We start from the raw sequence: 24,746 nt of genomic DNA on the forward strand, positions 1-24,746 counted from the left end.
CGCCGGTCAGGTGAGGAGGTCCAGGACGCCTCGCATGTACTCCAGAGCCTGACGGTCGTCCAGCCGCCGGCCGCCGGCCCGTTCCCGCTCCGGGTCGACGCCGGGGTCGGCGGCGACCCGGGCCGTCGTGCCGTCGACGAGCGTCCGCCACGCGGGATGCTCGAGCAGGCCGGTCGTCTCGAGGAAGCCCAGCATGCGTGCCGCCTCCTCGAGCCGGCCGACGGCCGCCGCCATGTTGACGAACTCGACCGTGGTGACGCAGACGGCCTGCATGTTCCCGTCGTCGAGCAGCTGCTCGACGTGCGAGTGCAGGATGGCGAACGCCCGCGCCCGCTCACCGCGTCGGAAGACCGCCCGGGCCTGGACGGCCCGGTTCGGCGAGTGCGTCCGGGCCGGCACCTCGACGCCGACGGCCTCGTCGAACAGCCGGTCGGCGCGGTCGTGCCGGCCACGCAGCAGCGCCGAGTAGCCGAGCAGCACCAGAGTCAGGTTCAGCAGGGTGGGCGGCCCCTGCCGGCGGTACCGCTCGACCAGCGCCCCGACCACGGCGTCGTGCTCGGCGAACCGGCCGGTGAACAGCAGGGCCGCGCCGACGTCCAGCTCGAACTGCTCGGCCAGGTCGTCCGCGCCGTGCCGGCGCAGCTCCGCCACGGCCGGCGCGGCCCAGGTCACATGGGCCGGGTAGTCCTCGTAGACGGACGCCCGCGCATGGCGGACCAACGGATGGTCCGGCTCGCCGTGGCGTTCGACGAGTCGTTCGTAGGCGGCGCTGTCCTGGCTCATCTTGTAGCGTTGCGCCGCCCAGGTGAGCGCGAAGACGACGAGGTCGGGGTCCGGCTCCGCCCCCGGCTGCCCGAGTGCCAGGAGCCGTTCGATCCAGTCGCCGATCTCGTGGCGGCTGCGGCGGACGATCTCCACGACGACGGGGCGCACGAGCGCCCGGGCCAGCGCCGTGTCACCGGCCGCGCACGCCCGGTCGAACGCGGCCCGCAGGTTGGGCCAGAGCTCGTCGAGACGGGCGACGCCCTCGACCTCGGCCGGGCCGGCAAGCAGCACCTGGACGCGGGTGGCCGCCTCGAGGCACCACCGGGCGTGCCGTTCGGTCGCCTGCCGGGTCTCACCGGCGTCAGCGAGCCGTTCGGCGGCGAACTGGCGCATCGTCTCCAGAAGCCGGAAGCGCCGCCCGAACGGCCCGGTCTCCGCCACGAGCATCGACCGCGCCACGAGGTCACCGAGCAGGTCCTCCGCCTCGCCCATCGTGCCGCCCGCGTCGGCCGTGCCCGGGTCGCCCGGCCGGCCGGCGGCGCGCGAGCCGTCCGCACCGTTGCTTTCGGTGGTTGCCGCGACGGCGGTGGCCGCGACGGTGGTTGCCGCGCCCAGGTCGAACGGCCCGGCGAAGACCGACAGCTGCCGGAACAGGCGTTGCGCGGCGGGAGCGAGCAGGTCGTAGGACCACCGCACGGTGGCGCGCAGCGTCCGGTGGCGCTCGTCGGCCGTCCGCGCGCCGCCGACGAGCAGGCGCAGCTGGTCGTCGAGGCGCTCGAGCAGGTCGGTGAGGCCGAGGGCCGCGGTGCGGGCGGCGGCCAGCTCGATGGCGAGCGGGAGGCCGTCGAGACGGCGGCAGATCTCGGTGATCTCGGCGTGGCCGGCCCGCGCGTCGAAGGCGGGGAAGACCGCGCGGGCGCGCTGCGCGAACAGCTCGGCGGCCGCCCCGGCGGGCTCCAGCGGGCCCACGGCGACGAGCCGCTCGAAGCCGTTCCCGAGGCCGAGCCGCTCCCGGGAGGTGGCGAGGATCCGCACCTCGGGGCAGCCTTCGGCGATCGCCTGGGCGAGCGCCGCGGCGCCGTCGACGACATGCTCGCAGTTGTCCAGGACGAGCAGCACCCGGCGATGGCGCAGCGCCGCCACGACGGACTCGCCCAGCGGGCGCCCGGAGCTCTCCGTCACGCCCACGACACCGGCTACCGCCCGCGCCACATCGGACGGAGCCGCGATCTCGGCCAGCTTGACCAGCCAGACGCCGTCCGCGTCGCGGTGCCGCGCCGCCGCCGCGAGGGCCAGCCGGGTCTTGCCGATCCCACCCGGCCCCACCAGGGTCACGACGGGTGAGACGGCCAGCGCGCCGCCGACGGCCTCCAGATCATGCTCGCGGCCGAGTAGCCGCCCCAGCCGGCGGGGAAGATTGCCCGGGTGCTCGCCCGGGACGGGACGTTCGCCGACCTGGCCGAATCCCTCGCCGGGCGGCAGGAGCCGTCTGTCGTGCTCCAGGACCAGTGCCTCGAGCTCGCGCAGCGCCGGCCCCGGTTCCACCCCGAGGGTGTCGACCAGGTGCCGGCGGGCGGCGCGGAACGCCGCCAGGGCCTCGGACGGGCGCCCGGCCCGGTAGAGCGCCGTCATGAGCAGCGCCCACAGGCCCTCGCGGAGCGGGTAGGCGGCGGTCAGCTCGGTGAGCCGGCCCAGCGCGGAACGCGCGTCGGTCTCCACCTGGCGTGCCAGATCCACCTCCACGGCGGCCAGCCACTGCTCGACCAGCCCGTCGACGGCTCCGGCCAGGCCGGGCACGACCAGCCCGGCCAGCGGCGGGCCCGCCCACTCGGCGAGGGCGGCGGCGACGTCCCGCTCGTCGAGCAGCCGCTGGAAGCGGACGACGTCCACCGCCTCCGGCGCGACATCCAGCAGGTAGGCGGCGCCGACCCGGCGGATCGAACCGGGACCGAGCGCCCTGCGAAGCCGGGTGGCGTACGACTGCAGGGTGCGGTCGGCCGTCCTGGGCGGGTGCGGGCCCCAGACCAGCTCCACCAGCCGCCCGACCGGCACGACCTTGCCGGGAGCGAGCGCGAGCGCGGCGAGCAGCGCCTGGCACTTCGCCGGGCCGACGTCGACCGGCTCGCCGCCGGACGTGACGGCACCGACCCCGCCCAGCAGCCGGATCCGCAGCACGGGTGCGCTCCCTGCCTCGACGACTTCCTGCCTCGACGATCAACTCTCCCGCCGCCAGTATGCGACCCGCCACCGACACTCAACCGCCGCGCCAGCGATTCACCGCCGCCGCTCAACACGGCGACGCCACCGTTGCCTCATGACGGTTCTCAGTTTGGATGCCGGGCGCGCCCGCGCCGCGGTGGCGGCCGGCCGGCCCGGTCGGCCCGGTCAGCCCGGTCGGAGGTCACGGTGAAGGCGGTCGTCCAGGACAGGTTCGGCCCGCCGGACATCCTGCGGCTGGCCGATGTCGACGTGCCGGTGCCGGGGCCGGACGAGGTGCTGGTGCGGGTGCGGGCCGCGGCGCTGAACCCGTACGACTGGCACATGCTGCGCGGCGACCCGTACGTCGCGCGGCTGATGGGCGGGATGGGGCTGCGCCGGCCGAAGAACCCGGTGGCCGGGCTGGACGCGGCCGGCGTGGTCGAGGCGGTCGGCGTGAACGTGCGCGAGCCGATCCCGGGCACGGAGGTGTTCGGCTTCTGCCCGGGCGCCTTCGCCGAGCTCGCCCGCACCCGGCCGGGCATGCTGGCCCGCAAACCGGCCGGCCTCGCCTTCTCCGACGCGGCGGCGCTGCCGACCGCCGGCACGACGGCACTGCGCGGGGTGCGGGAGACCGGCGAGGTGCGGGCCGGGACCAGGCTGCTCGTCAACGGTGCCGCCGGTGGGGTGGGCACCTACGCCGTCCAGATCGCGGCCGGGCTGGGCGCTGAGGTGACCGGCGTGTGCAGCGGGCGCAACGCCGAACTGGTCCGCTCGCTCGGCGCCGCGCACGTCGTGGACTACACGAAGGGCGACTTCACCGCGGACGGCTTCCTCGAGCGGCATGGGGGTTACGACGTGATCCTCGACAACGTCGGGAACCACCCGCTGCGCCGGCTGCGGCGGGCGCTCGCCCCGCGCGGCACGCTGGTGGTCAACGCGGGCGGCTCACCCGGGCGGGTGTTCGGCGCGGTCGGCGCCATGCTCGGGGCGGTAGCGGCCGACAGGTTCGTCCGCCAGCACCTGCGCGTCCTGCCCACCCGCCTCGACCGCTCCGAACTGGCCGCGCTCGCCGACCTCGCCGCGGCCGGCGGGCTCACCACCGTCGTCGACCGGACGATCCCGCTGGTGGACGTCGCCGCGGGGCTGGCCCTGGTCGAGGCCGGCCACGTCCGCGGAAAGATCGTCGTCGACGTGGTGTGACCCCGGGCGCGGATGGCGGTGCGCCCGCGGCGCAGGTCACGCCCCAGGCGACCCGTCAGGTCACGAGGTCGGCGTCGGAGCGGGGCAGCCGAAGGTGCCTGCCCTCGGCTGTCATCCGGTGCATCAGGGCGACCGCGTCGCGCTTGTCGACATGGCCGTCGGCGACCGCCATTCCCATGACGTCGATCGTCTCGGCGGTGGTGATGCCGCGTCGGCGGGCGTACCGCAGGGACTCCCGGTCGTCGGAGATCCACCAGGAGCCGGCGAAGGCCGCCCACTCGAGGATCACGAAGCAGCTCTCCGCCTCGCCGAGGTGCCGCAGCGGTTCGGCGTCGGTGCCGCCGAACACGGCCCGCCGGATGCGGTTGACCCGCCGGATGTCGACCTCGTCGACGATCTCGATCGCCTCGCCGAGCCAGCCCTCCGCCGGCAGCAGGGCCAGGTCGGGGAAGTACCGCGCCGAGCGGCTCGCCTCGTGGGCGACGGCGGCCGTCCAGCGCCCGCGCCCCCGGAGCACCGACCTGAGCAGGTCAAGGCGCCCCACGGCGGCGAAGTTGCACAGGACGGTGTTGTCGGGGAAGAGAAGTTCCGTGGCTACTCCCCGGGCGCCGGGCGGTCCGCTTCGAGTGCGGTGCTGAGATCATCGACGTCTACGCCGAGCAGGTTGGCATAGGGACGCAGGGTTGTCACGCCGGTTTCGTAGGCGGCGTAGGTGTCCCGGAGCATGAGCCCGGGTGGCCGCGGGGTGCCGGCGACCGCGGCCCGCCGGGCGAACTGGTCGCTGCGGCCGGCGAGGTGGGCCGCCTTCGGCCCCGTCATCCGCTTCAACCGGTCACACGTGGCCGAGTCGATCATCTGGAGGTTGCGCAGCCGGTAGGCCAGTGCCGACGGAGTCACCATCAGGTCACAGACGAGGGTGGCGAAACAGCTGTCGGCGAAGCCGGCCGGGTCGACCGGATCGCCGACCGCGTCGCCGAGGGCGTCGGCCGGCATCAGGAACGCCGAGGCGAACGCGTTCGCGCGGATCTCGCTGGGATCCCTCGCCTGGGCGAGGTCGAAGATGTCCCGGTCGAGGTGGACGTCCTGGTCGTCGCCGGCGAGCAGGTGGCCGAGCTCGTGGGCGAGGGTGAACCGCTGGCGGGCCGGCACCGGGGATGTCGCCAGCAGGATCAGCGCCACCTCGGCGGAGGCAGCGGCCAGGCCGTCGATGCCCGGGCCGAGGTCGGCGACGGCGATGTCGACGCCGAAGACGGCCTCGATCACGCTGATCAGGTCCTCTTCCAGCACCGACCGGCCCGCCTTGTCGACCTCGTCGAGCGCGCGCCCGGCCAGCCGCCGGCCCTGCTCGGACCAGCCGACGGGAACGTGCTCCAGCCGGGGCCCCTGCCAGGGTGCCGGGTAGCCGAGTTCGGCCAGGTCGGCGCGCATCGTGCTGAGGTGTCTGGCCGTGGCGAGCGCGCCGCCCGCGTCACCGCCGGCGGTTCTGGCAGCCAGCGAGAGGGCCGGCTCGTCACCGGTGAGGAGCCAGTCGACGGTGACCTCGCAGGCCTGCGCGATGCGGGCCAGGTCCGTCGAGGAGAAGCGGCGGGTGCCGCGCAACGACTTCGACATCTTCGACTCGTCGAGCCCGATGCGCAGCCCGAAATCGCGACGGGTCAGCCCGGACGCCTCGATCAGCCCGGCGACCCGCTCGGGAACGGTGGCGTGCCTGGGGGAGGCCGCCTGACCGGACGAAGTCGTGTGCCCGGACGAAGTCGGGCGTTCGGGGATGCTGGGCACTCTGCGACGATAACCTCGCCTTGCGATTTTCGCAAGATGGCCCGGGGTGGCGCGTCAGGCGCTGGTGTCGGAACCCGCGCCCGCACCAGTGTCGGTGTCGGTGTCGGTGTCGAGCAGGGTGGTGAGCAGGTCGCGAAGCTGGCCGAGGCCGTCGGCGCCGAGCCGGGCGGCCCACTCCCGCTCCACGGCCAGCGCGGTGGCGCGCATCGCCCGCAGCGCCACCAGGCCGAGCGCCGTCAGTCGGACGACGCGGGCCCGCCCGTCGCGCGGATCGGCCACCCGCTCGACGTAGCTGCCCTTCTCGAGCGTGGTAACCACCTGAGCCACGGCCTGTCGGGAGACGCCGAGCTGCTCCGCCAGCTCGGAGACCCGCCGTCCACCGCTCAGCAGGGGGATCAGCAACTGCGCGTGACCCGGGCGCAGCCCGGTGAGCCCGGCCTCGGTGAACCTGGCGGCCACCCGGGACGCCTGCGACCGGGCCACGGCCTGCAACAGCGCCGGGGTGGTCTGCGCGGCGGCCGGCCTGGACATGTGAGTCACGTTAGCTCTCGGCCACGTCGACATTCCGGTCGCGCGGGCAGTCCGCCGTTGCAAATAGGAAAGACCATTGCCTATTCTGTCGGGCATGACGAAACGGGACGGACCCCCGCGCCACCGTCGGGCCGCCGGGCCGCCGGGCCGCCGGGCCGCCGGGCCGCCGGGCCGCCGGGCCGCCGGGCCGTCCTACCAGGGGCTATGCCCTATATCGGATAAACCGCCTGAACGTCAGGGTGGCCTGCTCGCCCTCTGACATCCTTCTCGCCCTTTCAGGTCGGATTCCGCAGAAAATGCCCCCCGAAATGGCGAGAAAGAAACCAAGAGGCGAGTAGCCGAGCACCAGAAGCACCAGGGCCTCCGCCGCCGGGCCGTGTCTGAGGTCAACAATCGGCACACGGGAGAGGCAGGCCGTGCACATGGCGCGCAGAGTCGTCACCCGAGAGCACCTGGAGCCTGTCGCACGCGCCGCGCTGGGCGCTGGACATCGACTCGTGGGTGTCTCCCGGCTGCGAGGCGGAAGCAGGAAGGGCGTGTACCGACTAACTCTCGACGACGACTCGACCGCGATCGTCTACATCTGGGACGACTCCGAGAACTACTGGCCCACCCCGCGGGCCGGCGGTACCGACAGCGGTACCGACAGCCACACGGACCCGTTCGAGCCGGCCTCATGCCTCGATCTCTTCGAGGCCGCCCCCCGCGAGCTGGACGTCCTCGGCATCCGCACGCCGCGGATCCGACTGACTGACCGGAGCGGGGGTCACTACCCGGCGGACGTCGCCGTGGTCGAGGACGTGCCCGGCGACAGCCTGGAAGCACTGCTCCGGGAGGACCCGCACGGCGCGGAGGCGACGATGGCACAGCTCGCCGAGACGCTCGCCGTGATGCGGGGGCACCACGGTCCACACTTCGGCAAGGTCGCCCGGGCCAACAAGGGCGGTACGTCCAGGGGCAGCTCCTGCGAGCAGGTCGTCCTCGAGCGCGCGCTCGGCGACCTCGCCGAAGCCGCCGTCCGTGACACGCGGCTCACCCGCGTCCGGGAGCGCCTGGAGTCAGTGGTCCACACACTGGCCGCGGCCGTGCGCCCGCGTTCGCGGTACGGGCTCGTCCACGGGGAACTCGGGCCGGACCACGTTCTGGTGGACCGGCGTGGGCGGCCGGTCCTCATCGACGTCGAGGGGCTGATGTTCTTCGACGTCGAGTGGGAGCACGTGTTCCTGCGGCTGCGCTTCGGCGAGCATTACCGGTGGCTGGAACACGGTGACCTCGACGCGCGGCGGCTGGCGTTCTACACGCTGGCGATGCGCCTGTCGCTCGTCGCCGGGCCGCTGCGGCTGCTCGACGGTGACTTCCCGGAGCGCGCCCTGATGAGGGATATCGCCGAACGCAATCTCCGCGAGGCGCTCGCCTTCCTGCCCGCGGACGTCCGTTGAACCCCTCCGAATGAACCCCTCCGAACAGGGCGGCTAGCCGAACACCCTGGTGGTGGCGAGGACGGCGAGGCGGTTGTCGCCGCCGGCGTCGCGGGCCTCGACGCGGCCGAGACCGTCCCGTACCTGGGCCGTGGCCACGACGGGGCCGGTGCGCACCGGGCGCAGGAAGCGCAGGGCCAGGGAGGAGAGCGAGGTGCCCGGGGTCAGGGAGAGCGCCGCCTCCTCGACGGCCAGGGCGATCAGCCCGCCGCTCACCGTCTGCGACGAGTTCAGCCCGTCCTCGGTGCGGGGGAGCGTGGCTATGCCCGGTTCGCGGATCTCGCAGCGCGCGCGCTCGGCCAGCGGGACCTGGAGCCGTCCTCCGCGGGGGCGGGAGGCCAGGCCGGTCTGCGCCGATGGCATGATCATCTCTGGGTTCGGGGCGGCCATGAAGGACGCGGTGCAGAACGCCAGCTCGTCGCCGCCGGTGCCGGTGAAGACCACCTCGACGCCACAGACCGACTTCCCGGCCTTGACCAGCCGCGCCACGGTGTTGATGGTCCCGGACTCGTGCAGCGGGCGGTAGACGTGCACGTCGAGGTCGAGGGTGACCGGAACCCGCGGGGCGACGGCGGCCATGACGGCATGCCCGCACGCGGTGTCGGCCCAGACGGCGAGAATGGAGGTCCGGACGCTCGGCGTGCCGGGCACGAACATCTCGGGGACGATCGCCGCCGAGCCGCGCAGTTCGTCACCGACCCTGGTCAGCTCGAAACCGAGGTCGGACAGGATGTGCGTGCTCGGGCGCACGTCGCTGTCACTGCTCACGGAAGCCACGCTCCTGGTCCGGGGACGAGACGGGACGAGACGGGGCGGGGCGGGGGCACGTGACCTCGATGTCACGCCCGACGGCCGGAGCGCGCCGTCGCTGGCCTCGTCCTCCCCGGCGGCCGCCGGAGCAGGTGCTCCGCGCACCACACTAAGCAAATATCGACGTCACAATCAAAGGAATGTGGCCGCCACGGTCAGGGCTCCCAGTCCCCGTCGTCGCCGGTCAGACAGGTGGAGAGCCAGTCCGCGGCCTCGACGAAGTCGTGCCCCGTCAGCCGCTGGCCCGCGGGCGGGGCGGGCCGGTCGGCACGGGGATAGGAACCCAGGAACCGGATCTTCCGGCAGATCCGGTGCAGCCCCATCAGGGCCTCGCTGACCCCGCGGCCGCTGACATGCCCCTCCGCGTCGATCGAGAAGCAGTACCGGCCCAGCCCCTCACCGGTCGGCCGGGACTCGATCCGGATCAGGTTGACCTTGCGGACCGCCCACTCCTGCAGCAGCGCCAGCAGCGCGCCCGGCTCGTCCTCGGTCGGCCACACCACGATGGACGTCTTGTCCGCGCGCGTCGGCGCGGTCGTCGGGCCGGGACGTCCGAGCAGGACGAACCGGGTCGTGGCGTCGGCGGCGTCGTTGACGTTGGTCAGCAGCGCCTCCAGGCCGTAGCGCCGCGCCGTGAACTCCCCGGCGAAGCAGCAGTCGAACCGCCCGTCCCGAACCAGCCTGGCTCCCTCGGCGTTGGACGCCGCCGACTCCCACTCCGCGTGCGGCAGGTTCGCCGCCAGCCACCGGCGCACCTGGGCCTGGGCGACCGAGTGGCCGGTGACCGTCTTGACGTCGTCCAGCGTCGTGCCCGGCCGCACCAGCAGCGCGAAGCTGATCGGCAGCAGCACCTCGCGGCGGATGACCAGCGGCCGGCCGGTCGCCAGCTCGTCCAGTGTGGCGGTCACCGCGCCCTCGACGGAGTTCTCGATCGGCACCAGCGCCGCGGCGGCGTCCTCGTTGCGCACCGCGTCCAGCGCCGCCGCCACCGACATGGACGGGAACAGCTCGTGGGTGGCCGCCTCCGGCAGCGTGCGCAGCGCGGCTTCGGTGAAAGTCCCCTCAGGGCCCAGGTAGGTGAGGCGGGCGTGCGGGGCGTGGGCAGGCAAGACGTGTCTCCTGGGACCGGTTAGGCGGCGGTCGTCGCCTGCGGGGTGAAGGTCGGCGGTCACAGGTGCCTGAGCAGGGTGGTGGGGTTCTCGACCGCGTCGGCGACGAAGCGCAGGAAGGCACCGGCGGTGGCGCCGTCGCAGACCCGGTGGTCGAACGTGAACGAGAGCTGGGTGATCCGGCGGACGGCCAGCTCGCCGTCCACCGCCCACGGCCTGGGGAGGATCCGGCCGATGCCGATCATGGCCACCTCGGGATGGTTCACGATGGGCGTGGCGCCGTCGACGCCGAAGACGCCGTAGTTGTTCAGGGTGAACGTGCCGCCGGTCAGCTCGGCGGGGGTGAGCCGGCCCGCCCGGGCGGCGGCGGTCAGCCGGGTCACCTCGGCGGCGAGGCTGGCGGTGGTGTGGCCCTGGGTGTCGCGCACCACCGGGACGACGAGTCCACGCGGGGTCTGCGCGGCGAACCCGAGGTGGACGGCGCGGTGCCGGCGCACGCCGGTCGCGCGGCCGTCGGCGTCGGTGACGACGGTCGAGTTCAGGTCGGGGAAGTGGCGCAGCGCGGCGACGCAGACCCGGGCCAGCAGCGCCAGCACGCCGATGCGGGGCTCGGCGCCGCCCGCGTTGAGGGCGTCCCGGGCGGCGAGCAGCTCGGTGGCGTCCGCGTCGACCCAGGTGGTCGCGTCCGGCACCTCGCGCCGGCTGCGCCCGAACGCCTCCGCCGCGCGCCGCGCCAGCGGGCTCAACGGGACGACGTCCGCGCCGTCCGGGCCGGCCAGGTCCGCCGGTGCGGCCGGTGCGGCTGGTGCGGCTGGGGTCGCCAGGTCCGCCGGCGCGGCCGGGGTGGTTCGGGTGGCTGCGGTGATAGCCGCCTCGACGTCCCGGCGGCGGATCAGGCCGTCCGGGCCGGTGCCGGTGAGCTCACGCAGGTCGACGGCGTTGTCCCGGGCGAGCCGCCGGACCAGCGGCGAGATCACCTTGACCGCCTGCCGGGCGTCGCGCGCCGTCGGCATCGGCGCGGGTGGCGTCGGCACGGGTGGCGTCGACGGCAGGGACTCCGGGGCGGTCGTACCGACCAGCGACCGGTCAACGCGGCTGGCGCGGCTCGCGCGGCCGGCACGGCTGGCCGGCGCGGGCTCGGCGCGGGGGCCGTAGCCGATGAGGACCCTGCCGGGCCCTCCGCCCGCCGGCCCCGGAGCGCCGTCCGGGCCGTCCGGGCCGTCCGCCGGCTGTTCCGCGGATTCGTCGACCGTCACGGTGATCAGCGGGGTGCCGACCGGGACGGCGGTGCCGGGCGGGCCGGCGAGCGCGGTGACGACGCCCGCGTGCGGGCACGGCACCTCGACGACCGCCTTCGCCGTCTCGACCTCGGCCACCGGCTGGTCGACGACGATGACGTCCCCGATGCCGACCATCCAGCGGACGATCTCGGCGGAGGTCAGCCCCTCGCCGAGGTCCGGGAGGGCGAATTCGAGTACCGCGGCCACGGTGTCACTGCTCCCACTGGAGTCGGGCGACGGCGTCGAGGACGCGGTCGACGCTGGGAAGGTAGTGATGCTCGAGCATCGGCGGCGGGTACGGGATGTCGAACCCGGTGACCCGCAGCACCGGGGCGGCCAGGTGGTGGAAGCACCGCTCGGTGACCCGGGCGGCGATCTCCGCGCCGACGCCGCCGAAACCCGCGGCCTCGTGCACCACGACCGCGCGCCCGGTGGCCCGGACCGCCGCGCAGACCGTCTCGTCGTCGAAGGGCACCAGCGAGCGCAGGTCGACGACCGCCAGGTCCCAGCCCTCCGCGACCGCGGCCTCGGCGGCCCGCAGGCACACCGGCAGCGCCGGGCCGTAGGTCAGCAGCGTCGCCGAGGTGCCGGGCCGGCGGACGGCCGCCCGTCCGATCGGCCCGACCTCGGCGCGGGTGACCTCGGCGGGGGAGAGCCCGTCCTCGGTGGACCAGTAGAGCCGCTTGGGTTCCAGGAAGACGACCGGGTCGTCGGACGCGATCGCGGCGCGCAGCAGCCCGTAGCTGTCGGTGACGGTGGCCGGGGTGACCACGTGCAGCCCCGGGGTGTGCGCGTAGTACGCCTCGCTGGAGTCGCTGTGATGCTCCACGCCGCCGATGCCCCCGCCGTACGGCACGCGGATCGTGATCGGGAGCCCGACAGCCCCGCCGGTGCGGTTGCGCATCTTCGCCACGTGCGACGCGAGCTGCTCGAACGCCGGGTACGCGAAGGCGTCGAACTGCATCTCGACGACGGGCCGCAGCCCGTACATCGCCATGCCCACCGCGGTGCCGAGGATGCCCGCCTCGGCCAGCGGGGTGTCGAGGCAGCGCTGCGTCCCGAACTCGGCGGCGAGGCCGTCGGTGACCCGGAACACGCCGCCGAGCGCACCGACGTCCTCACCGAGCACGTGGACGTCGGGATCCGCCCGCAGCGAGTCGCGCAGCGCGGCGTTGAGCGCCTGCACCATCGTCGCCGCGCTCACCGGGCCTCGCCCCCGGCCGGGCCGGTGCCTGCCTGGTTGCTGCCTGCCTGGTTGGTGTCCGCGTGGTCGGTGTCCGCGGGGTCGGTCTCGGCGGCGATGCGGGCGGCCAGCTCGGCGGCCTGCTCCCGCAGCTGGCTGGTCGGACGGGCGTAGACGTGCGCGAACAGCGAGCCCGGGTCCACCGCGGGGGGCTCGGCGCCGAACTCGGAGCGCATCTCGGCGGCGAGCTCCTCGGCCGCCGCGGCCACGGCGGCCCCCGCCGCGTCGTCGAGGAGGCCGGCGTCGCGCAGATGCCGCTCCAGCAGTGTCACCGGATCCCGGGCCTGCCAGGCGGCGACCTCCTGCGCCGTGCGGTACCGGGTCGCGTCGTCGGCGCTGGTGTGCGCGTCCAGCCGGTAGGTGACCGCCTCGACCAGCACCGGCCCCCGTCCCGCCCGCGCGTGCTCGACCGCGGCGCCGAGCACGGCGTGCACCGCCGGCGCGTCGTTGCCGTCGACGAGACGTCCGGTGACGCCGTAGCCCACCGCCTTGTGAGCCAGCGTCGGCGCCGCGGACTGCCGCGCCAGCGGCACCGAGATCGCGTAGCCGTTGTTCTGCACCAGGAACACCACCGGCGCGTTCAGCACCCCCGCGAAGGTCAGCGCCTCGTGGAAGTCACCCTCGCTGGTGGCACCGTCGCCGACGAGGGCGAGGGCCACGACGTCCCGCGGCGCCCCCGGATCCGACGCCGCGCGCAGCCGGGCGGCATGCGCCAGCCCGACCGCGTGGCAGGCCTGGGTGGCCAGCGGGGTCGCCAGCGGCGCGATCCGGTGTTCCCGCGGGTCGTACCCACCGTGCGTGTGCCCCCGCATCATGGCCAGGACGTCCGCCGGCCGCACCCCGCGCGACACCACCGCCAGCGTGTCGCGGTAGGTCGGGAACAGCCAGTCCGTCTCCCGCAGCACCATCGCGGGGGCGATCTGGCACGCCTCCTGCCCGGTGGAGGCCGGATAGACCGCGATGCGGCCCTGCCGGGCCAGGGTGGTGGCCTGCTGGTTGTAGCGACGTCCCAGCACCAGGCGGCGGTGGAGCGCGCGCAGCAGCTCGGCGTCGAGCGCCCGCGCCGCCGGCGTGCCGAGCACCCGGGCCGGCTCGGGACCGGGCAGCAACGGCCCCGGGTCACGCCGCGGACCGTGGTAGACCGGACCGCGGTCGGTCGGGCCGTGGGAGCCTGGCGGCCCGGCGAGGCCGGACGCGGCGCTGGCGTCGAGGATCGTCATGGTCCACCTTCGGCAGTTGGCGGCGGAAAGGGTTCGAATGCGGCCCGTCGCCGGCTCTGCAGCCCGACCGAGACGCGGCGGTGCCCCTCACCACCCTGGTGAGCCGCCAACGCGAGGTCCGACGTTCAGGAAACGAGATGTGGCCAGCGGTGGCCGGGCGCGAGCTGTTCAGGTTCGCCGGCATGCCCGGTTCGGGCGCTGTCCGTGATCACGATCCTTCTCCGCTCGACTTCTTGGCACTGGCTGGGCTTCGCGGCTTCCCGTTGACGGTATCCAGGCGGTAGCCGGCCGCTGCCAACCGATTTTCCGCCTCTGCTCGACGGCTGGACCGTGTTCAGAATCACCCTGGGGGTTCGGGTATGGCATCAGCTGCGTGGGTCATGTCGTAGGGAAACACGGGCAGAATCTTGCGGTTGTTCTCCGCGTGACACCTTGACTACTCGGTTTTCCGGTAATAGTGGTGGCATTTCAATGGCTGGTCGGTGCTTGCCTATCAGACTCGTTTCTGTTCCTGTTTTGCCTGGTAAGAGGCATGATCGAAATCTGTCGGCCGGAATTTTCCGCAGTGGATGTGAGTAGTGCGGCACGGTATCCGCTGGCCGTGACGCGCAGTGCTCCCACGGGCCGGATGTCCAATTTCCGGGCGGCCGCGGCGCCGCCTGAATCCGCCGGACTTTCGGCCCTCCCGACCTGTGACCAGGGTCTCCGTCGGGGCCGCCGAAAGTGCCCTCGACGATTGTCATCCTGCCGTCCGGACCCGTTTCAGATCCTATTGGGTTGGGACGGACGAGCCAAAGCGCCCGGCCGGCTGAATGGCTCCGCCGTCGCTCCGAGTGCTGCTTCTGCCCCCGTGCAGGTGTCGCCGTCCGCACCCGGCCCCAGAGCAAGATCGAAGCGTGGCGGCGGAGAAGCGTGGCGGCTGGGTGAGTCCACAGGCTCGCTGACTCGCCACACATCAACTGCGCACACTCCGGGGTGCCCGCCGAGTCGAGGTGTGTGGCTGAACGTGTGCGCTTGGTGGGCTGTCGGTGTTCGCTGTTCGGGGGGTGGTGGTGGGGAGGCGGATCTTGACGGCTTGGCTGAGTGAACGCATACTCGCCCGAATGTCGAACGGTGGGAACGGCGGGCCGGAACCGAGGGCACTCCCGATACCGGCGGACTGGGATGACGTCACTCCCGGCTGGATGACGGCGGCACTCGCCAGCCGGCACCCGGGCTCGGAGGTCGGCGAGGTCAGGCTGGTCCTCCGGGACGACGGCAACAACCGCCGTGCCCGGTTCGGCGTCACCTACAGCGCGGGCACCGGCCCGGACACCGTGTTCTGCAAGGCGGAGGGCCTCGGCGAGCACCGGGTGCTGCACCGCAACAACGGGAACATGTTCAACGAGCCGGACCTGTTCGCGTCCGGTGCCCCCCTCCCGGTCGATCATCCCGCCTCGTACCTGGTCGTCATCGACCGTCCGGCCGAGGACTACGTGATCGTCATGGAGGACGTGACCGGGCGCGGTGCCGATCCTCGCGACGCCACCCGGCCGATGACACCCGACCAGGTCGCGCACGGGCTGCGCGGGCTCGCCCGGCTGCACAGCCGGTACTGGGGGTTCTCCGGCGAGACGGACCCGGAGCTGGCCTGGGTGCGGACCTGGGCGGCGACCGAGGGCTTCGCCGGGGCGCTGCGCACGCGCGTGCCGACCGGGGTCGAGCGCGGCATCGACCTGCTGCCCGACGAGGTCAGGTCGCGCAGCGCCGACGAGCTCGTCGGGCTGTGGTGGCGCTACGTGGAGTCGCTGGCCGCGGACCCGCCGACCCTGCTGCACGGAGACGCCCACATCGGCAACACCTACGTCCTGCCCGACGGCGACGTCGGGTTCCTCGACTGGCAGGTGGCGCGGCGCGGCGGCTGGTCGCAGGACGTCGGCTACTTCCTGGTGGGCTCGCTGACGGTGGCGGACCGGCGTGAGCACGAGGCCGACCTGGTCGCGGAGTACCTGGGGGCGCTGGAAGTGCCGGGGGAGCGGCGCCCGTCGCCGGAGGCCGGCTGGCTGTCCTACCGTGCCTCGGCGGCCTACGGTCTCGCGGTGTGGCTGTCGACGCTGGGGACCGACGGCTGGCAGCGCCGGGACGTCTCGCTCGCCCTCGCCGAGCGGTACGGGGCGGCGTTCGTCGAACTGGAGACCGAGGCGGCGCTGGACCGCCTGCGCCCCTGAGCCCCTGAGCACCCGCGTCCCTGAGCACCAGCGCCGGCGGCGCCCGGTCGTTGCGGGCCATAAAAAAGTGAACGTACACTTATCGGCTGTGCATCCGTTGTCTGAGCGCAAGGACGGTAAGCCGGGAAGCGGGCCGCTGGCGGGGGTGAAGGTCGTCGAGCTCGCCGGCCGCGGGCCGGGGCCCTTCGGCGCGATGATCCTCGCCGATCTGGGGGCCGAGGTCGTCCGCGTCGCCCGGCTCGAGGACGTCGCGCCGAGCGAGGCAGAGAGCGCGACCGAGCGTTCCCTGAAGGGGCACCGCCGGATCGACCTGCTGACCCGCGGACGCCGGTCCGTCGCGCTCGACCTCAAGCATCCCGGCGGCGTCGAGGCCGTCCTGCGGATGGTCGACCGGGCGGACGTCCTCGTCGAGGGGTACCGGCCGGGGGTGGCCGAGCGGCTCGGGCTGGGGCCGGACGAGTGCCTGTGGCGCAACCCCCGGCTGGTGTACGCGCGGATGACCGGGTTCGGGCAGGAGGGCCCCTACGCCCGCAGCCCCGGGCACGACATCAACTACGTCGCCCTCGCCGGGGCGCTCGATCCGCTGCGCCGCCCCGGCCAGCCGCCGGCCCCGCCGCTGAACCTGCTCGGCGACTTCGGCGGCGGCGGGATGCTGCTGGCCCTCGGCGTGCTCGGCGCGCTGGTCGAACGCGCCCGGTCCGGGCTCGGGCAGGTCGTCGACGCGGCGATGGTCGACGGGGTGGCGCTGCTGACCACTCTGTTCCACGGGATGCGCGCCGAAGGACTGTGGTCCGACGAGCCCGGGTCGGACATCCTCAGCCTGGCGGCGCCGTTCTACAACGTCTACGAGACGTCCGACGGCCGGTACGTCGCGGTCGGGGCGGGCGAGAGCCAGTTCTACGCGGAGCTGCTCCAGCGGCTCGGCCTCGGCGACGAGCTGCTGCGCCAGCAGGGCGACCCCACGACCTGGCCGGCGGGCCGGGCCGCGCTGGAAGCGGTCTTCCGCACCCGCACGCTGGCCGAGTGGACCGCCGAGCTGGAGGGCACCGACACCTGCTTCACCCCGGTGCTGACGATGGAGGAGGCCACCCGCCACCCGCACAACGTCGAACGGCGGACCTTCGTCGAGGTGGACGGCGTCGTCCAGCCGGCACCCGCCCCACGGTTCAGCCGGACCCCGGCGGGGCCGGGCGGGCCACCGGCGGCCGCGGGCCAGCACACCCGGGAGGTCCTGCTCGACTGGGGCTTCGCCCAGGACGACCTCGACGCGCTGCTCGCCTCCGGCGCGGCCCTCCAGGCCCCGACCCGCGAGACGCCCAGCGACGCCGGGCCGACGTGATCACCCGAGCCGGCCGAGTCACCTGAACCGGCCGAGTCGGCCGAGTCGCTCGCGCATCCCGCGGACCGGGGCACCGAAGCCCCGGTTCCGGGACCGGTGGCCGGCCGCCAGCCCGACGGCGTCGCCACGAGCTCCAGCACGCCGCTCACTGTCGTGCCCGCCCGCGGCGCCCCGGCGGGCGCGGCGGGGTCGCGCAGCTCGTACCCCGCCATGGCCTCGGTCCCGCTCAGGAAGACGACCGGCGTGACCCGGTCCACCGCGAGACCCGCGACCCCACCGGCGGATCTCCCCGCGCCGAAGCAGACCCGCACCGCGGCCTCGACCGACCTGCGCGCGCCCGCCGCGTCGGATGGGCCCGGCGGCACCGAGCCCACCACGAGGCTGTCCGCGATCCGGGCGACCTCGTCCGCCCGGCCCCCGCCGACGCTGAGCACGAGACCCGGACCGGGACTCCACAGCAGCGAGAACGACCGTCGGTCACCGATCCCGGTGCTGAGGAGGAACCCGCCGTGACCGTGGACGACGGCGGGCAGCACCGTCTCCCAGCCGGCGCCTGGAGCATGCGCGACCTCGGCGGCCAGGTCGACCGCCGGGCCGCGCCGGACACCGATCCCGTATGTCGCCGGCCCCACCGGGAGGTCCCCACCGGTGCTGGCGTTCCCGGTGCTGGCGTCAGCGTCGTCAGATCGGGCACTCGCGGGCCGGGCGCCCGCGCGGTCGGCGGGCGCGGCGGCGTAGACCACCCGCACCTCGAAATGGTCGCGCCGCGGGCCGCGGACGTCCCGGAAGTACTCGCCTTCGCGTGACTGCCGGCGGAACCCGGCGGGAACCCACCCCACCCGCACTCCCCAGACCTGCTCCCGGATCTCGACGGTGTCGGCGGTGCTGAGCCGGCTCGGCCGCTGATGCCGCGGCCAGTCGCGCGGCGCCGCCACGACCGCGTCGGCGGCCAGGAGCGCGGCAAGCGTCACTGCGGCCGCGCCGACCACGGGTAACCCGCGGAGCCACCGACCACCGCCGGTGACTCCTTGAGGCCCGTCGGCGGGATGCCTCCGATGTCTCCCGGTCACGAGATGGTCACCGGTGGGCAGGTCAGCAGCCAGGTCGCGCTGGCACAGTAGTCCTGTTTCCTGACCTTCCACCCGTCGGCGGTCCGGATTACGCGGACCGAGCCGTACCACGAGACCTTCGCCACCCCGCCGACCGCCTGTTCCTGGGCTTCCACCTGAAAGGCGAGCACGGCTTCGGTCTCGTTCAGGAAGGTGACCGGCCCGGTTGACGCGACCCGAATGCTTTCCAGCAGCTCCCGGTTGGTCCGTAGCGCCCCGTCCATGGAGGTGCGTAGGCCCTCGCCGCCCTCCACTCGGTCAAGGGTGTCCTGCGGGTCCGTTCCAGGGCCGGTGGTGAAGGCGCCGTGCACCACTTGCTCGACCTGGAGCGACTGTCCCGGGTCTGGGGAGATGTCCGGCTCCGGCCCGACGACGAGACTCTCGGCGATCCTCCGGGTGTCGGCCTCCGACGGCCCCCACACGGTGAGCACGACCGCCGGCTCCGGACTCCAGGTCAACCAGAAGGTCAGATCCTCTCCGGTGTAAGCCCCGTGCGCAGGCGGCGCGTACGTATAAGTCGGGTGGCCGCGCACATCCGCTGCCCGGATCGGTTTCGCCACATCGGCCTCGCCGATCGCTTCGGTTATCCGCCGCATCCTGGCCTCAAGATCCAGGTCGGGACCGCGGCCGACCGCCACCGTGTAGCCCCGGCTCTCCGGTGCGTCGCGCACCTGGTGGGGTGCGAACCTCGCGGTCGTCGGAAGGCTGTTGTAGGTAGTGACGATCTGGAACCGGTCGAGGTCCGAAGTCGATCCCCAGAGGTTCTGGGCCTCGCGGGAACGCACGCCGTACCCGTCCGGCAGCCAGTGGACGTCCACTCCGTACACCGTGTCGAGCGGTGATCGCAGGATGCTGGTGTCGGCGGGGTACATCGCCGACTTCTTCTCGGGGAGGACCTGCGGGACGACCACCGCGCCGACGGCCGCGACCGCCAGTGCGACGGCGGCGGTGAGCGCCTTGCGTCGGCGGTGGCGGCGTCCACGTTCGATCACGTGCTGCGCCAGGCCGGGGGGCTGGTGGATGATCCGGGCGGCCGAGGTCATCGTCGCCCGCAGGCGCAGCTCGAAGCCGGGGTCCGCGTCTGTGTCAGTCATGGGCGCCGCTCCTTTCCGCGGGGGTGTACTCGGGGCCGAGGACGGTGCGCAGCCGGGCCAGTCCGCGGGCGGCGTGGGTCTTGACGCTGCCCGGGGTGCAGCCGACGGCGGTCGCTATCTGGGCCTCGGTGAGATCGTCGAAGTAGCGCAGCACGATCACGGCGCGTTGGCGCGGTGGGAGCTGGCGCAGCGCGGCGAACAGCTGGTCGCGGGTGAAGAGCGCGTCCGTGCCGTCCGGGGCGATGTCCGCGATCGGCTCCGTGGCGGCGTCGAGCGGGTCCTCGCCCGTGTGCGGGTCACCGGCCAGGAAGACGGCGGTGCGCAGCATCGCGGTGCCGCGGGCGGCGACGAAGAGCTCGAACGTCGCCGTCTTCGAGGCGGAGTGTTCCGCCATTGATGTCCCTCCCAGCCGCCGTCCTCGGCTCCCCACTGGATGCCGCCGGAACGTCGGTCACCTTCAAGACGCAGGCGGGTGGGAAATCGGTGGACATGCGACCCGAGGAAATGCGAAAAAATTGTGCGGACGGCCCCGGACGGGAAACCGGGGCCGTCCGCACCCGGTCAGCCGACGGCCACGGTCAGCCGACGGGCACGGCCTCCGGCCGGGGGATGGTGCCGGCGGCGACCAGGGCGGCCCGCTCGTCGGCGTCGAAGCCAAGAGCGTCGAGCACCTCGTGGGTGTGCTCGCCCAGCCGGGGGATGGTGCGCTGGGCGGCGGGCCGGGCCGCCGGGCCGAACCGGAGCGGGAACGCCGGCTGGTCGATCCGGCCCCGCTCACCCCAGTCGAAGCTGACGACCCGTCCGAGCTGCTGGTTGACCGGGTCGTCGACCAGCCGGGCGATGAACCCCGTGCGGTCCACCTCGGCGACGAGTTCCGCGGGTACCCCAGCTGCCTGGAGCCGGGCCACCCAGTCCGCGGCGGCACCGGTGCGGAACACCGCCTCCAGCAGCTCCTCGGCGGGCTGGCGCTCGCCGCGGCGGGTCCGCAGCGGTGGCGGGTGCTGCGGCAGGCCGACGTCCGCGGCGCCCTCGCCCGCCACGGCCTCTCCTGTCGCGACCCCGCCCGCCACGGCCTCGCGTAGCCGTTGCCACGCCGCCGCGTCGGGCACCGCGAGGGCGAGCCACGCGCCGTCGCCGCACCGGTAGATCCGGTACGCCGCGCCGTAGCCGGTCTGGTCGTGGTCCAGGACCGGGCCCTCGACGACGGCGCCGTCCGCGACGAACGCGCCGGACTTCAGCATCAGCGCCGCGCCGAGCAGGGACGTCTCCACCGACTGGCCCGCGCCGCCGCGGCGGCGCGCGTACAGGCCGGCGAGCACCGCGCAGGCCGCCACCCATCCGCTGGTGACGTCGATCGCGCCCCAGACGAGGAACGTCGGCGGCTGGCCCGTCCCGCCCTGGGACGCCTCGACGCCGGACAGCGCCTGCATCAGGTGATCATTGGCGGGCAGGAGGGCGCGGGGGCCGGTCGCCCCGAACCCGCTGGAGTGGCTGTAGACGACGTCGGGGTTGACGGCGCGCACCGTCGCCTCGTCGTAGCCGAGCCGGTCGGCGAGGCCCACCCGCGAGTTGTGGTGGACGACGTCGCTCCAGCGGAACAGCCGGGCGAGGACGTCCGCGGCGCCGGGCGCCTTCATGTTCATCGCGACGGCCCGCTTGCCGCGCTGGCCGGCGGCGAACATGGGCTCCATGCCGCGGTGGACGTCCCCGGTGCCCGGCTCCAGCTTGATCACGTCGGCGCCGAGCTCGGCGAGGATCAGCGGGGCGATCGGCCCGGCGAGGTAGGCCGACACGTCGAGGACCCGGACGCCGGTGAGCAGCCGCGCGCCCGGGTCGGGCCGGCTCGGGCCGCCCGCCGCGCCCGCCCCGGTCTGAGCGCTCGGTGTCAACGCGGCGCCCGGTGCCGACGCCGTGCCCGGTGTCGACGCGGTGCCCCACGGCTTCACCCGGCCGACCGGCCCCAGTGCCGTGATCGTGCCGCGGTCGGGGTCGTCGCGCTCCACGCTCAGCCCGATCTGCCGGACGTGCGGGTCCAGCAGCGCCTCGCCGGGGCGGAGCACCGGCTCGCAGCGGAAGTTCGCCCCGGCGAGGTCCCGCAGCCACCAGGACCGGTCGCGGGTCGCGAACGCGCGCGCCCACCGCTCGCTGCGGTCGGCCATCGCGCCGGACACCAGGTCGGCGGTGTAGCCGTTCTCGCTCGGCGGCTCGTTCATGTGCTCGAGGAACGCCTCGTAGGCGCCCTTGGCACCGAACCACAGCTGGACGTACCCGCCGTCGGCGCACCGGTACGCCAGCGTCTCCGCGGGCCCCTGCTCCTTCCAGAGCAGCCTGACCGACGGCGAGGAGTTCTCCACCCGCCCGATGATCATCGGGAGGATCGCCTGGAGGCCGTCGACGAGCGAGGTCTCGGCCCAGCCGCCGCGGCCGGTCGACTCCCGCTCGTAGAGCCCGGCCAGGGCGCCCACCGTCGCCGCGAGACCGGCGCCCGCGCTGGCCACGGTGAGGTCGGCGAACGCCGGGCCGGGACGGTTCGCCCTGATCTGGGTGAGCAGGCCGGACCGGGCCGCGAGGAGGATTTCCAGGCCCTCGGTTCCGCCCCCCGCGTTGAAACCGTCCCCGACGCGGACGGCGACCAGCCGCGGGTTGGCCCGGCCGAGGTCCGCGCTGCCCAGCCCCCGAAGCTCGATCGCCTCCTCCGGCCCGGCCAGGAAGACCACGTCGGCGTCGCGGGTGAGCGCGGCGATGGTCTCCGCTGCCGCGGGCTCACCCTCGTCCACCTCGATGATCTGCTTGCCGTGATCCCAGACCCGGCTGAATTCCACCCCCGCGTCCAGGGTGGGACGGCGGCGCGAGCGCACCCGCGTCACCCGCGCGCCGAAGTCGCGCAGCAGCGCGCCGGGGAGGCTGGCGGCCAGCCCCGCGCCGACCGCGCTGACCCCCAGGGCGACCTCGACCACCCGGATCCCGGCCAACGGAGCGGCGCTGTCGGCGCCGATGGTGCTCGTGGTGCTCGTGGTGCTCGTGGTGCCGGTGGTCCCGTCGGCCGACTGCGGTAACTCCGAGTCCGATCGTGATGTCGCCGTGCTCATCGAGCCCCTCCAACCGGTGGCGGCCGGCGGGACCCGCCAGCCGAGGGAGATTTTCGACGTAGACGTCGGCCAACTCTCTCCGGTGGGCGGGGCGGCGTGCAAGGCCGCCGTCCGCGACCTCCCGGTGGCCTGACCTGCGAGGCTCGCCGCTCTGACCAGCAGGGGCCCGCCCCGTGGCCCGCAGTGCGTGCGGCACCTCGCTGGCGTGACCCGCGATGCCTCGCTGGCGTGACCTGCGATGCGCCGCCGGCGTGACCTGCGGCGGCCGGCGATGTGACCTGCGGTGCCACGCTGGCGTGACCTGCGGTGGCCTGAGCAGCTCACCCGATTCGCCCGGTTCGACCGCTTTGTGGCACTTTCGTGCGCGTGGCCGAATGTACCGTGGTCATAGCCGGACGCGGTGTATCCGCTGGTCATCCCCGTTGATCGCTCCTGGTTGCCATCCGCTTGCTGTGCGTCCTGGATTCGCGGCGAGAGACCTCCGCCACAACTGCGGATGTTCCTATCAGTACGGGCAGTAATCGATGCATGGGTATAGGTATCTCTCGCGCACAGTTGCGCCGATCCGCCAGGACCGTTGATCAGTTGGTTTCGGCCTGTACCCAACGCCCGCGGACGGGTTGGGGAAGCGTCTGATGGGTCTGCTCGACGCGATCACGAACATGGGTCACACACCGGCGCACGTCCGCCCGCTGACCCCGGGCGACCGCGCCTATCTCGCCTTCGTCCGGCGCAATCCCGGTGAGTACCAGGACATCGGTGCGCTGCTGCACTTCGACGGCCCCCCGCTGGACCTGCCGGCCCTGCGGGCCCACGTGGCCGAGCGGCTGCGCGACCCGCGGGCCCGGATGCTGACCGACCGTCTCGACACGGTGCGGGTCTGGTCCCCCGAGCGGGGCGCGTCGGCCGAGGAGACCCGCTGGGTCTCCGACCCCGACATGAACCTCGACGACCACGTCGTCGTCTTCGACCTGCCCCCCGCCGACGGGGACGCCGCGGCGGGGCAGGCTGCCGACGCGTCCCACGACGCCCGGCTGCGGGCCGCCGTCGACGCGATCGTCGCCCGGCCGATCGACCTCACCCGGCCGCCGTGGATGCTCTACCTCCTGCGCGACCCGACCCCGGGCGCGACGGGCACCGCGCTGGTCTACCGATCCAGCCACGTCCAGCAGGACGGCTTCGCGCTCTACCGGGTGATGTACCTGCTGTTCGGCGAGAGCGACGAGGTCGATCTCGGGCTGGCTCCGACGATCCGCCGCCCCCGCCCGGCCGACTACGCCCGGTTCGTCGGCCGCGGGATCTCCTGCCTGCTGCCGACCCGGCGCCTCGAGTCCTGGGGCGGCCCGCCGAGCGGCCCGGCGCGGCACACCTGGGTGACCACGGAGCTCGCCACGCTGCGCGCGGTGGCCCGCCGGCACGGCGTCACCGTGAACGACGTCTACCTCGCGGCGCTCGCCGGAGCACTGCGCGCCTGGTCGCTGCCGGAGTGGGAGCGCAGCGGCCGCCAGGTGCACGCGCTGATGCCCATCAGCATCCGCTCCGCGGCCGAACAGGACGTCCTGTCCAACCACAGCACCGGGGCGCGAGTCCCGCTGTTCTGCGGTGAGCCCGACCCGGCCCGGCGGGTGGCCATGATCGCGGCGGAGACCCGCCGGATGAAGCAGGGCGGGCTGGGCCTGGTGGAGCGCCACCACTTCCCGCTCATGGCGGCGAAGGCCACCCAGCGCATGCTCGCGAACGTCGGCAGCTACCCGGCCCAGATCAACAAGATGGCGCTGGTGGCGACCAACGCCCGGTCGATCCGCGGCCCGCTCTCCATCGCCGGCCGCCGGATGACCGGGCTGATCGGCATGGGCCCGCTGCTCGTCGGACGTCAGCACCTGGCCGTGGCGATGTTCGGCGTGGACGACCGGGTCGGGGTCACGTTCGTGGCCAGCGAGAGCGTCCCGGACCACGCCCGGCTCGCCGATCTGTGGCTGGCCGAGCTGGCCGCGCTGGGCCGGTCCGACTCGCCCGTCGGGGTGAGCGTGCCGACCCAGCGCCTGTCCTCGGCATCGGCCGCGGTGACGGCCGTCATGGCCGGCGCGGGGCCCGGCGCTGTCTCAGGTGCCGTCTCGGGCGCGGTGACCGGTGCCGTCCGAACCGAGGTCGGCGCCCTCATCCGCCCCTGGCGCCGCCGCCCCACCACCCCGGCAGCCCCCGCCATGTGACTGTCACGTGACCTGTCGGAACCGGCCCGCGTCGGGCCCAGCGAAGCGGGGGGGGGGGGGGGGGGGGGGGGGGGGGGGGGGAGC

At 74.0% G+C, this 24,746-nt stretch carries 20 protein-coding genes; 8 read left to right on the top strand and 12 right to left on the bottom strand.

Annotated features, from left to right (window positions below):
- Positions 1–6 precede the first annotated feature (6 nt).
- Positions 7–2,940 (bottom strand): ATP-binding protein, encoded by a 2,934-nt coding sequence (locus tag AC559T_RS21755; protein ID WP_498869914.1) that lies wholly within the window; start codon positions 2,938–2,940, stop codon positions 7–9.
- Between the two features lie 231 nt (positions 2,941–3,171).
- Between AC559T_RS21755 and AC559T_RS21760 the strand changes: the two genes are divergently transcribed.
- Entirely contained in the window at positions 3,172–4,164 is a 993-nt protein-coding gene (locus AC559T_RS21760; RefSeq protein ID WP_498869915.1) for an NAD(P)-dependent alcohol dehydrogenase, read from the top strand.
- A 55-nt stretch (positions 4,165–4,219) separates the two neighbouring features.
- Here AC559T_RS21760 and AC559T_RS21765 read toward each other — a convergent pair whose 3' ends face one another.
- Genes AC559T_RS21765 through AC559T_RS21775 form a run of 3 tightly spaced genes read right to left on the bottom strand, consistent with a single transcriptional unit; the run spans position 4,220 to position 6,474 of the window.
- Entirely contained in the window at positions 4,220–4,726 is a 507-nt protein-coding gene (locus AC559T_RS21765) for a hypothetical protein (RefSeq protein WP_476739402.1), read from the bottom strand.
- A 32-nt stretch (positions 4,727–4,758) separates the two neighbouring features.
- A complete protein-coding gene (locus AC559T_RS21770; protein WP_498869916.1) occupies positions 4,759–5,943 on the bottom strand; it encodes a helix-turn-helix domain-containing protein in 1,185 nt (394 codons plus the stop codon).
- A gap of 54 nt (positions 5,944–5,997) precedes the next feature.
- Positions 5,998–6,474, bottom strand: coding sequence for a MarR family winged helix-turn-helix transcriptional regulator (locus AC559T_RS21775; protein ID WP_165938866.1), 477 nt, complete (start codon positions 6,472–6,474; stop codon positions 5,998–6,000).
- A 536-nt stretch (positions 6,475–7,010) separates the two neighbouring features.
- Between AC559T_RS21775 and AC559T_RS21780 the strand changes: the two genes are divergently transcribed.
- On the top strand, positions 7,011–7,913 hold the full coding sequence (locus AC559T_RS21780) for a phosphotransferase family protein (RefSeq protein WP_498869917.1): 903 nt from the start codon (positions 7,011–7,013) through the stop codon (positions 7,911–7,913).
- Positions 7,914–7,946: 33 nt separating this feature from the next.
- Here the strand turns inward: AC559T_RS21780 and AC559T_RS21785 are convergent, their stop codons facing one another.
- The 5 genes from AC559T_RS21785 to AC559T_RS21805 all read right to left on the bottom strand — a co-directional run bounded on the left by AC559T_RS21785 (position 7,947) and on the right by AC559T_RS21805 (position 13,614).
- Positions 7,947–8,720: a PaaI family thioesterase gene (locus AC559T_RS21785; protein WP_498869918.1), complete on the bottom strand. Its 774-nt coding sequence runs from the start codon at positions 8,718–8,720 to the stop codon at positions 7,947–7,949.
- A 197-nt stretch (positions 8,721–8,917) separates the two neighbouring features.
- Positions 8,918–9,871: a prephenate dehydratase gene (pheA, locus tag AC559T_RS21790; RefSeq protein WP_112107940.1), complete on the bottom strand. Its 954-nt coding sequence runs from the start codon at positions 9,869–9,871 to the stop codon at positions 8,918–8,920.
- Positions 9,872–9,930: 59 nt separating this feature from the next.
- Positions 9,931–11,358, bottom strand: coding sequence for a dihydrolipoamide acetyltransferase family protein (locus tag AC559T_RS21795; RefSeq protein WP_498869919.1), 1,428 nt, complete (start codon positions 11,356–11,358; stop codon positions 9,931–9,933).
- Positions 11,359–11,362: 4 nt separating this feature from the next.
- Positions 11,363–12,340, bottom strand: a complete 978-nt coding sequence (locus tag AC559T_RS21800; protein ID WP_116430140.1) for an alpha-ketoacid dehydrogenase subunit beta — start codon at positions 12,338–12,340, stop codon at positions 11,363–11,365.
- A gap of 11 nt (positions 12,341–12,351) precedes the next feature.
- Positions 12,352–13,614 carry a thiamine pyrophosphate-dependent enzyme gene (locus AC559T_RS21805; RefSeq protein ID WP_498869920.1) on the bottom strand — a complete coding sequence of 421 codons (1,263 nt, stop codon included), beginning with the start codon at positions 13,612–13,614 and terminating at the stop codon, positions 12,352–12,354.
- Positions 13,615–14,717: 1,103 nt separating this feature from the next.
- Between AC559T_RS21805 and AC559T_RS21810 the strand changes: the two genes are divergently transcribed.
- From AC559T_RS21810 to AC559T_RS21825, 4 genes are all read left to right on the top strand, one after another.
- Positions 14,718–15,821 carry a phosphotransferase gene (locus AC559T_RS21810; RefSeq protein WP_498869921.1) on the top strand — a complete coding sequence of 368 codons (1,104 nt, stop codon included), beginning with the start codon at positions 14,718–14,720 and terminating at the stop codon, positions 15,819–15,821.
- 88 nt (positions 15,822–15,909) lie between these two features.
- On the top strand, positions 15,910–17,160 hold the full coding sequence (locus AC559T_RS21815) for a CaiB/BaiF CoA transferase family protein (RefSeq protein WP_498869922.1): 1,251 nt from the start codon (positions 15,910–15,912) through the stop codon (positions 17,158–17,160).
- 96 nt (positions 17,161–17,256) lie between these two features.
- Positions 17,257–17,673 (top strand): hypothetical protein, encoded by a 417-nt coding sequence (locus AC559T_RS21820; protein WP_112107936.1) that lies wholly within the window; start codon positions 17,257–17,259, stop codon positions 17,671–17,673.
- Positions 17,670–17,966 carry a hypothetical protein gene (locus AC559T_RS21825; protein ID WP_498869923.1) on the top strand — a complete coding sequence of 99 codons (297 nt, stop codon included), beginning with the start codon at positions 17,670–17,672 and terminating at the stop codon, positions 17,964–17,966. Before AC559T_RS21820 ends, AC559T_RS21825 begins: the two co-directional genes overlap by 4 nt.
- 260 nt (positions 17,967–18,226) lie before the next feature.
- Here AC559T_RS21825 and AC559T_RS21830 read toward each other — a convergent pair whose 3' ends face one another.
- From AC559T_RS21830 to AC559T_RS21840, 3 genes are all read right to left on the bottom strand, one after another.
- The gene (locus tag AC559T_RS21830) at positions 18,227–19,363 is read right to left on the bottom strand and encodes a hypothetical protein (protein WP_498869924.1); all 1,137 of its coding nucleotides are present in this window, start codon (positions 19,361–19,363) and stop codon (positions 18,227–18,229) included.
- Positions 19,356–19,757 carry a sigma-70 family RNA polymerase sigma factor gene (locus tag AC559T_RS21835; protein WP_498869925.1) on the bottom strand — a complete coding sequence of 134 codons (402 nt, stop codon included), beginning with the start codon at positions 19,755–19,757 and terminating at the stop codon, positions 19,356–19,358. Before AC559T_RS21835 ends, AC559T_RS21830 begins: the two co-directional genes overlap by 8 nt.
- A gap of 184 nt (positions 19,758–19,941) precedes the next feature.
- Complete coding sequence (locus tag AC559T_RS21840; protein WP_498869926.1) at positions 19,942–22,335, bottom strand: CaiB/BaiF CoA-transferase family protein; 2,394 nt, start codon at positions 22,333–22,335, stop codon at positions 19,942–19,944.
- A 22-nt stretch (positions 22,336–22,357) separates the two neighbouring features.
- Here AC559T_RS21840 and AC559T_RS21845 point away from each other — a divergent pair, with 22 nt between their 5' ends.
- Both AC559T_RS21845 and AC559T_RS21850 read left to right on the top strand, forming a co-directional pair.
- Positions 22,358–22,585 (top strand): hypothetical protein, encoded by a 228-nt coding sequence (locus AC559T_RS21845; protein WP_498869927.1) that lies wholly within the window; start codon positions 22,358–22,360, stop codon positions 22,583–22,585.
- 502 nt (positions 22,586–23,087) lie between these two features.
- On the top strand, positions 23,088–24,662 hold the full coding sequence (locus AC559T_RS21850; RefSeq protein WP_498869928.1) for a WS/DGAT domain-containing protein: 1,575 nt from the start codon (positions 23,088–23,090) through the stop codon (positions 24,660–24,662).
- The last annotated feature ends 84 nt before the right edge of the window (positions 24,663–24,746 follow it).

It is taken from the genome of Frankia sp. Hr75.2 (assembly GCF_949319125.1).
Classification (GTDB): domain Bacteria; phylum Actinomycetota; class Actinomycetes; order Frankiales; family Frankiaceae; genus Parafrankia; species Parafrankia soli.

What these genes read in the sequence shown, in the direction of transcription:
- AC559T_RS21800 (WP_116430140.1), bottom strand. Translation starts at nt 12,340, where the DNA reads ATGGTGCAGGCGCTCAACGCCGCGCTGCGCGACTCGCTGCGGGCGGAT.
- AC559T_RS21810 (WP_498869921.1), top strand. Translation starts at nt 14,718, where the DNA reads ATGTCGAACGGTGGGAACGGCGGGCCGGAACCGAGGGCACTCCCGATA.
- AC559T_RS21805 (WP_498869920.1), bottom strand. Translation starts at nt 13,614, where the DNA reads ATGACGATCCTCGACGCCAGCGCCGCGTCCGGCCTCGCCGGGCCGCCA.
- AC559T_RS21775 (WP_165938866.1), bottom strand. Translation starts at nt 6,474, where the DNA reads ATGTCCAGGCCGGCCGCCGCGCAGACCACCCCGGCGCTGTTGCAGGCC.
- AC559T_RS21835 (WP_498869925.1), bottom strand. Translation starts at nt 19,757, where the DNA reads ATGGCGGAACACTCCGCCTCGAAGACGGCGACGTTCGAGCTCTTCGTC.
- AC559T_RS21850 (WP_498869928.1), top strand. Translation starts at nt 23,088, where the DNA reads ATGGGTCTGCTCGACGCGATCACGAACATGGGTCACACACCGGCGCAC.
- AC559T_RS21830 (WP_498869924.1), bottom strand. Translation starts at nt 19,363, where the DNA reads ATGACTGACACAGACGCGGACCCCGGCTTCGAGCTGCGCCTGCGGGCG.
- AC559T_RS21845 (WP_498869927.1), top strand. Translation starts at nt 22,358, where the DNA reads ATGGTGCTCGTGGTGCTCGTGGTGCTCGTGGTGCCGGTGGTCCCGTCG.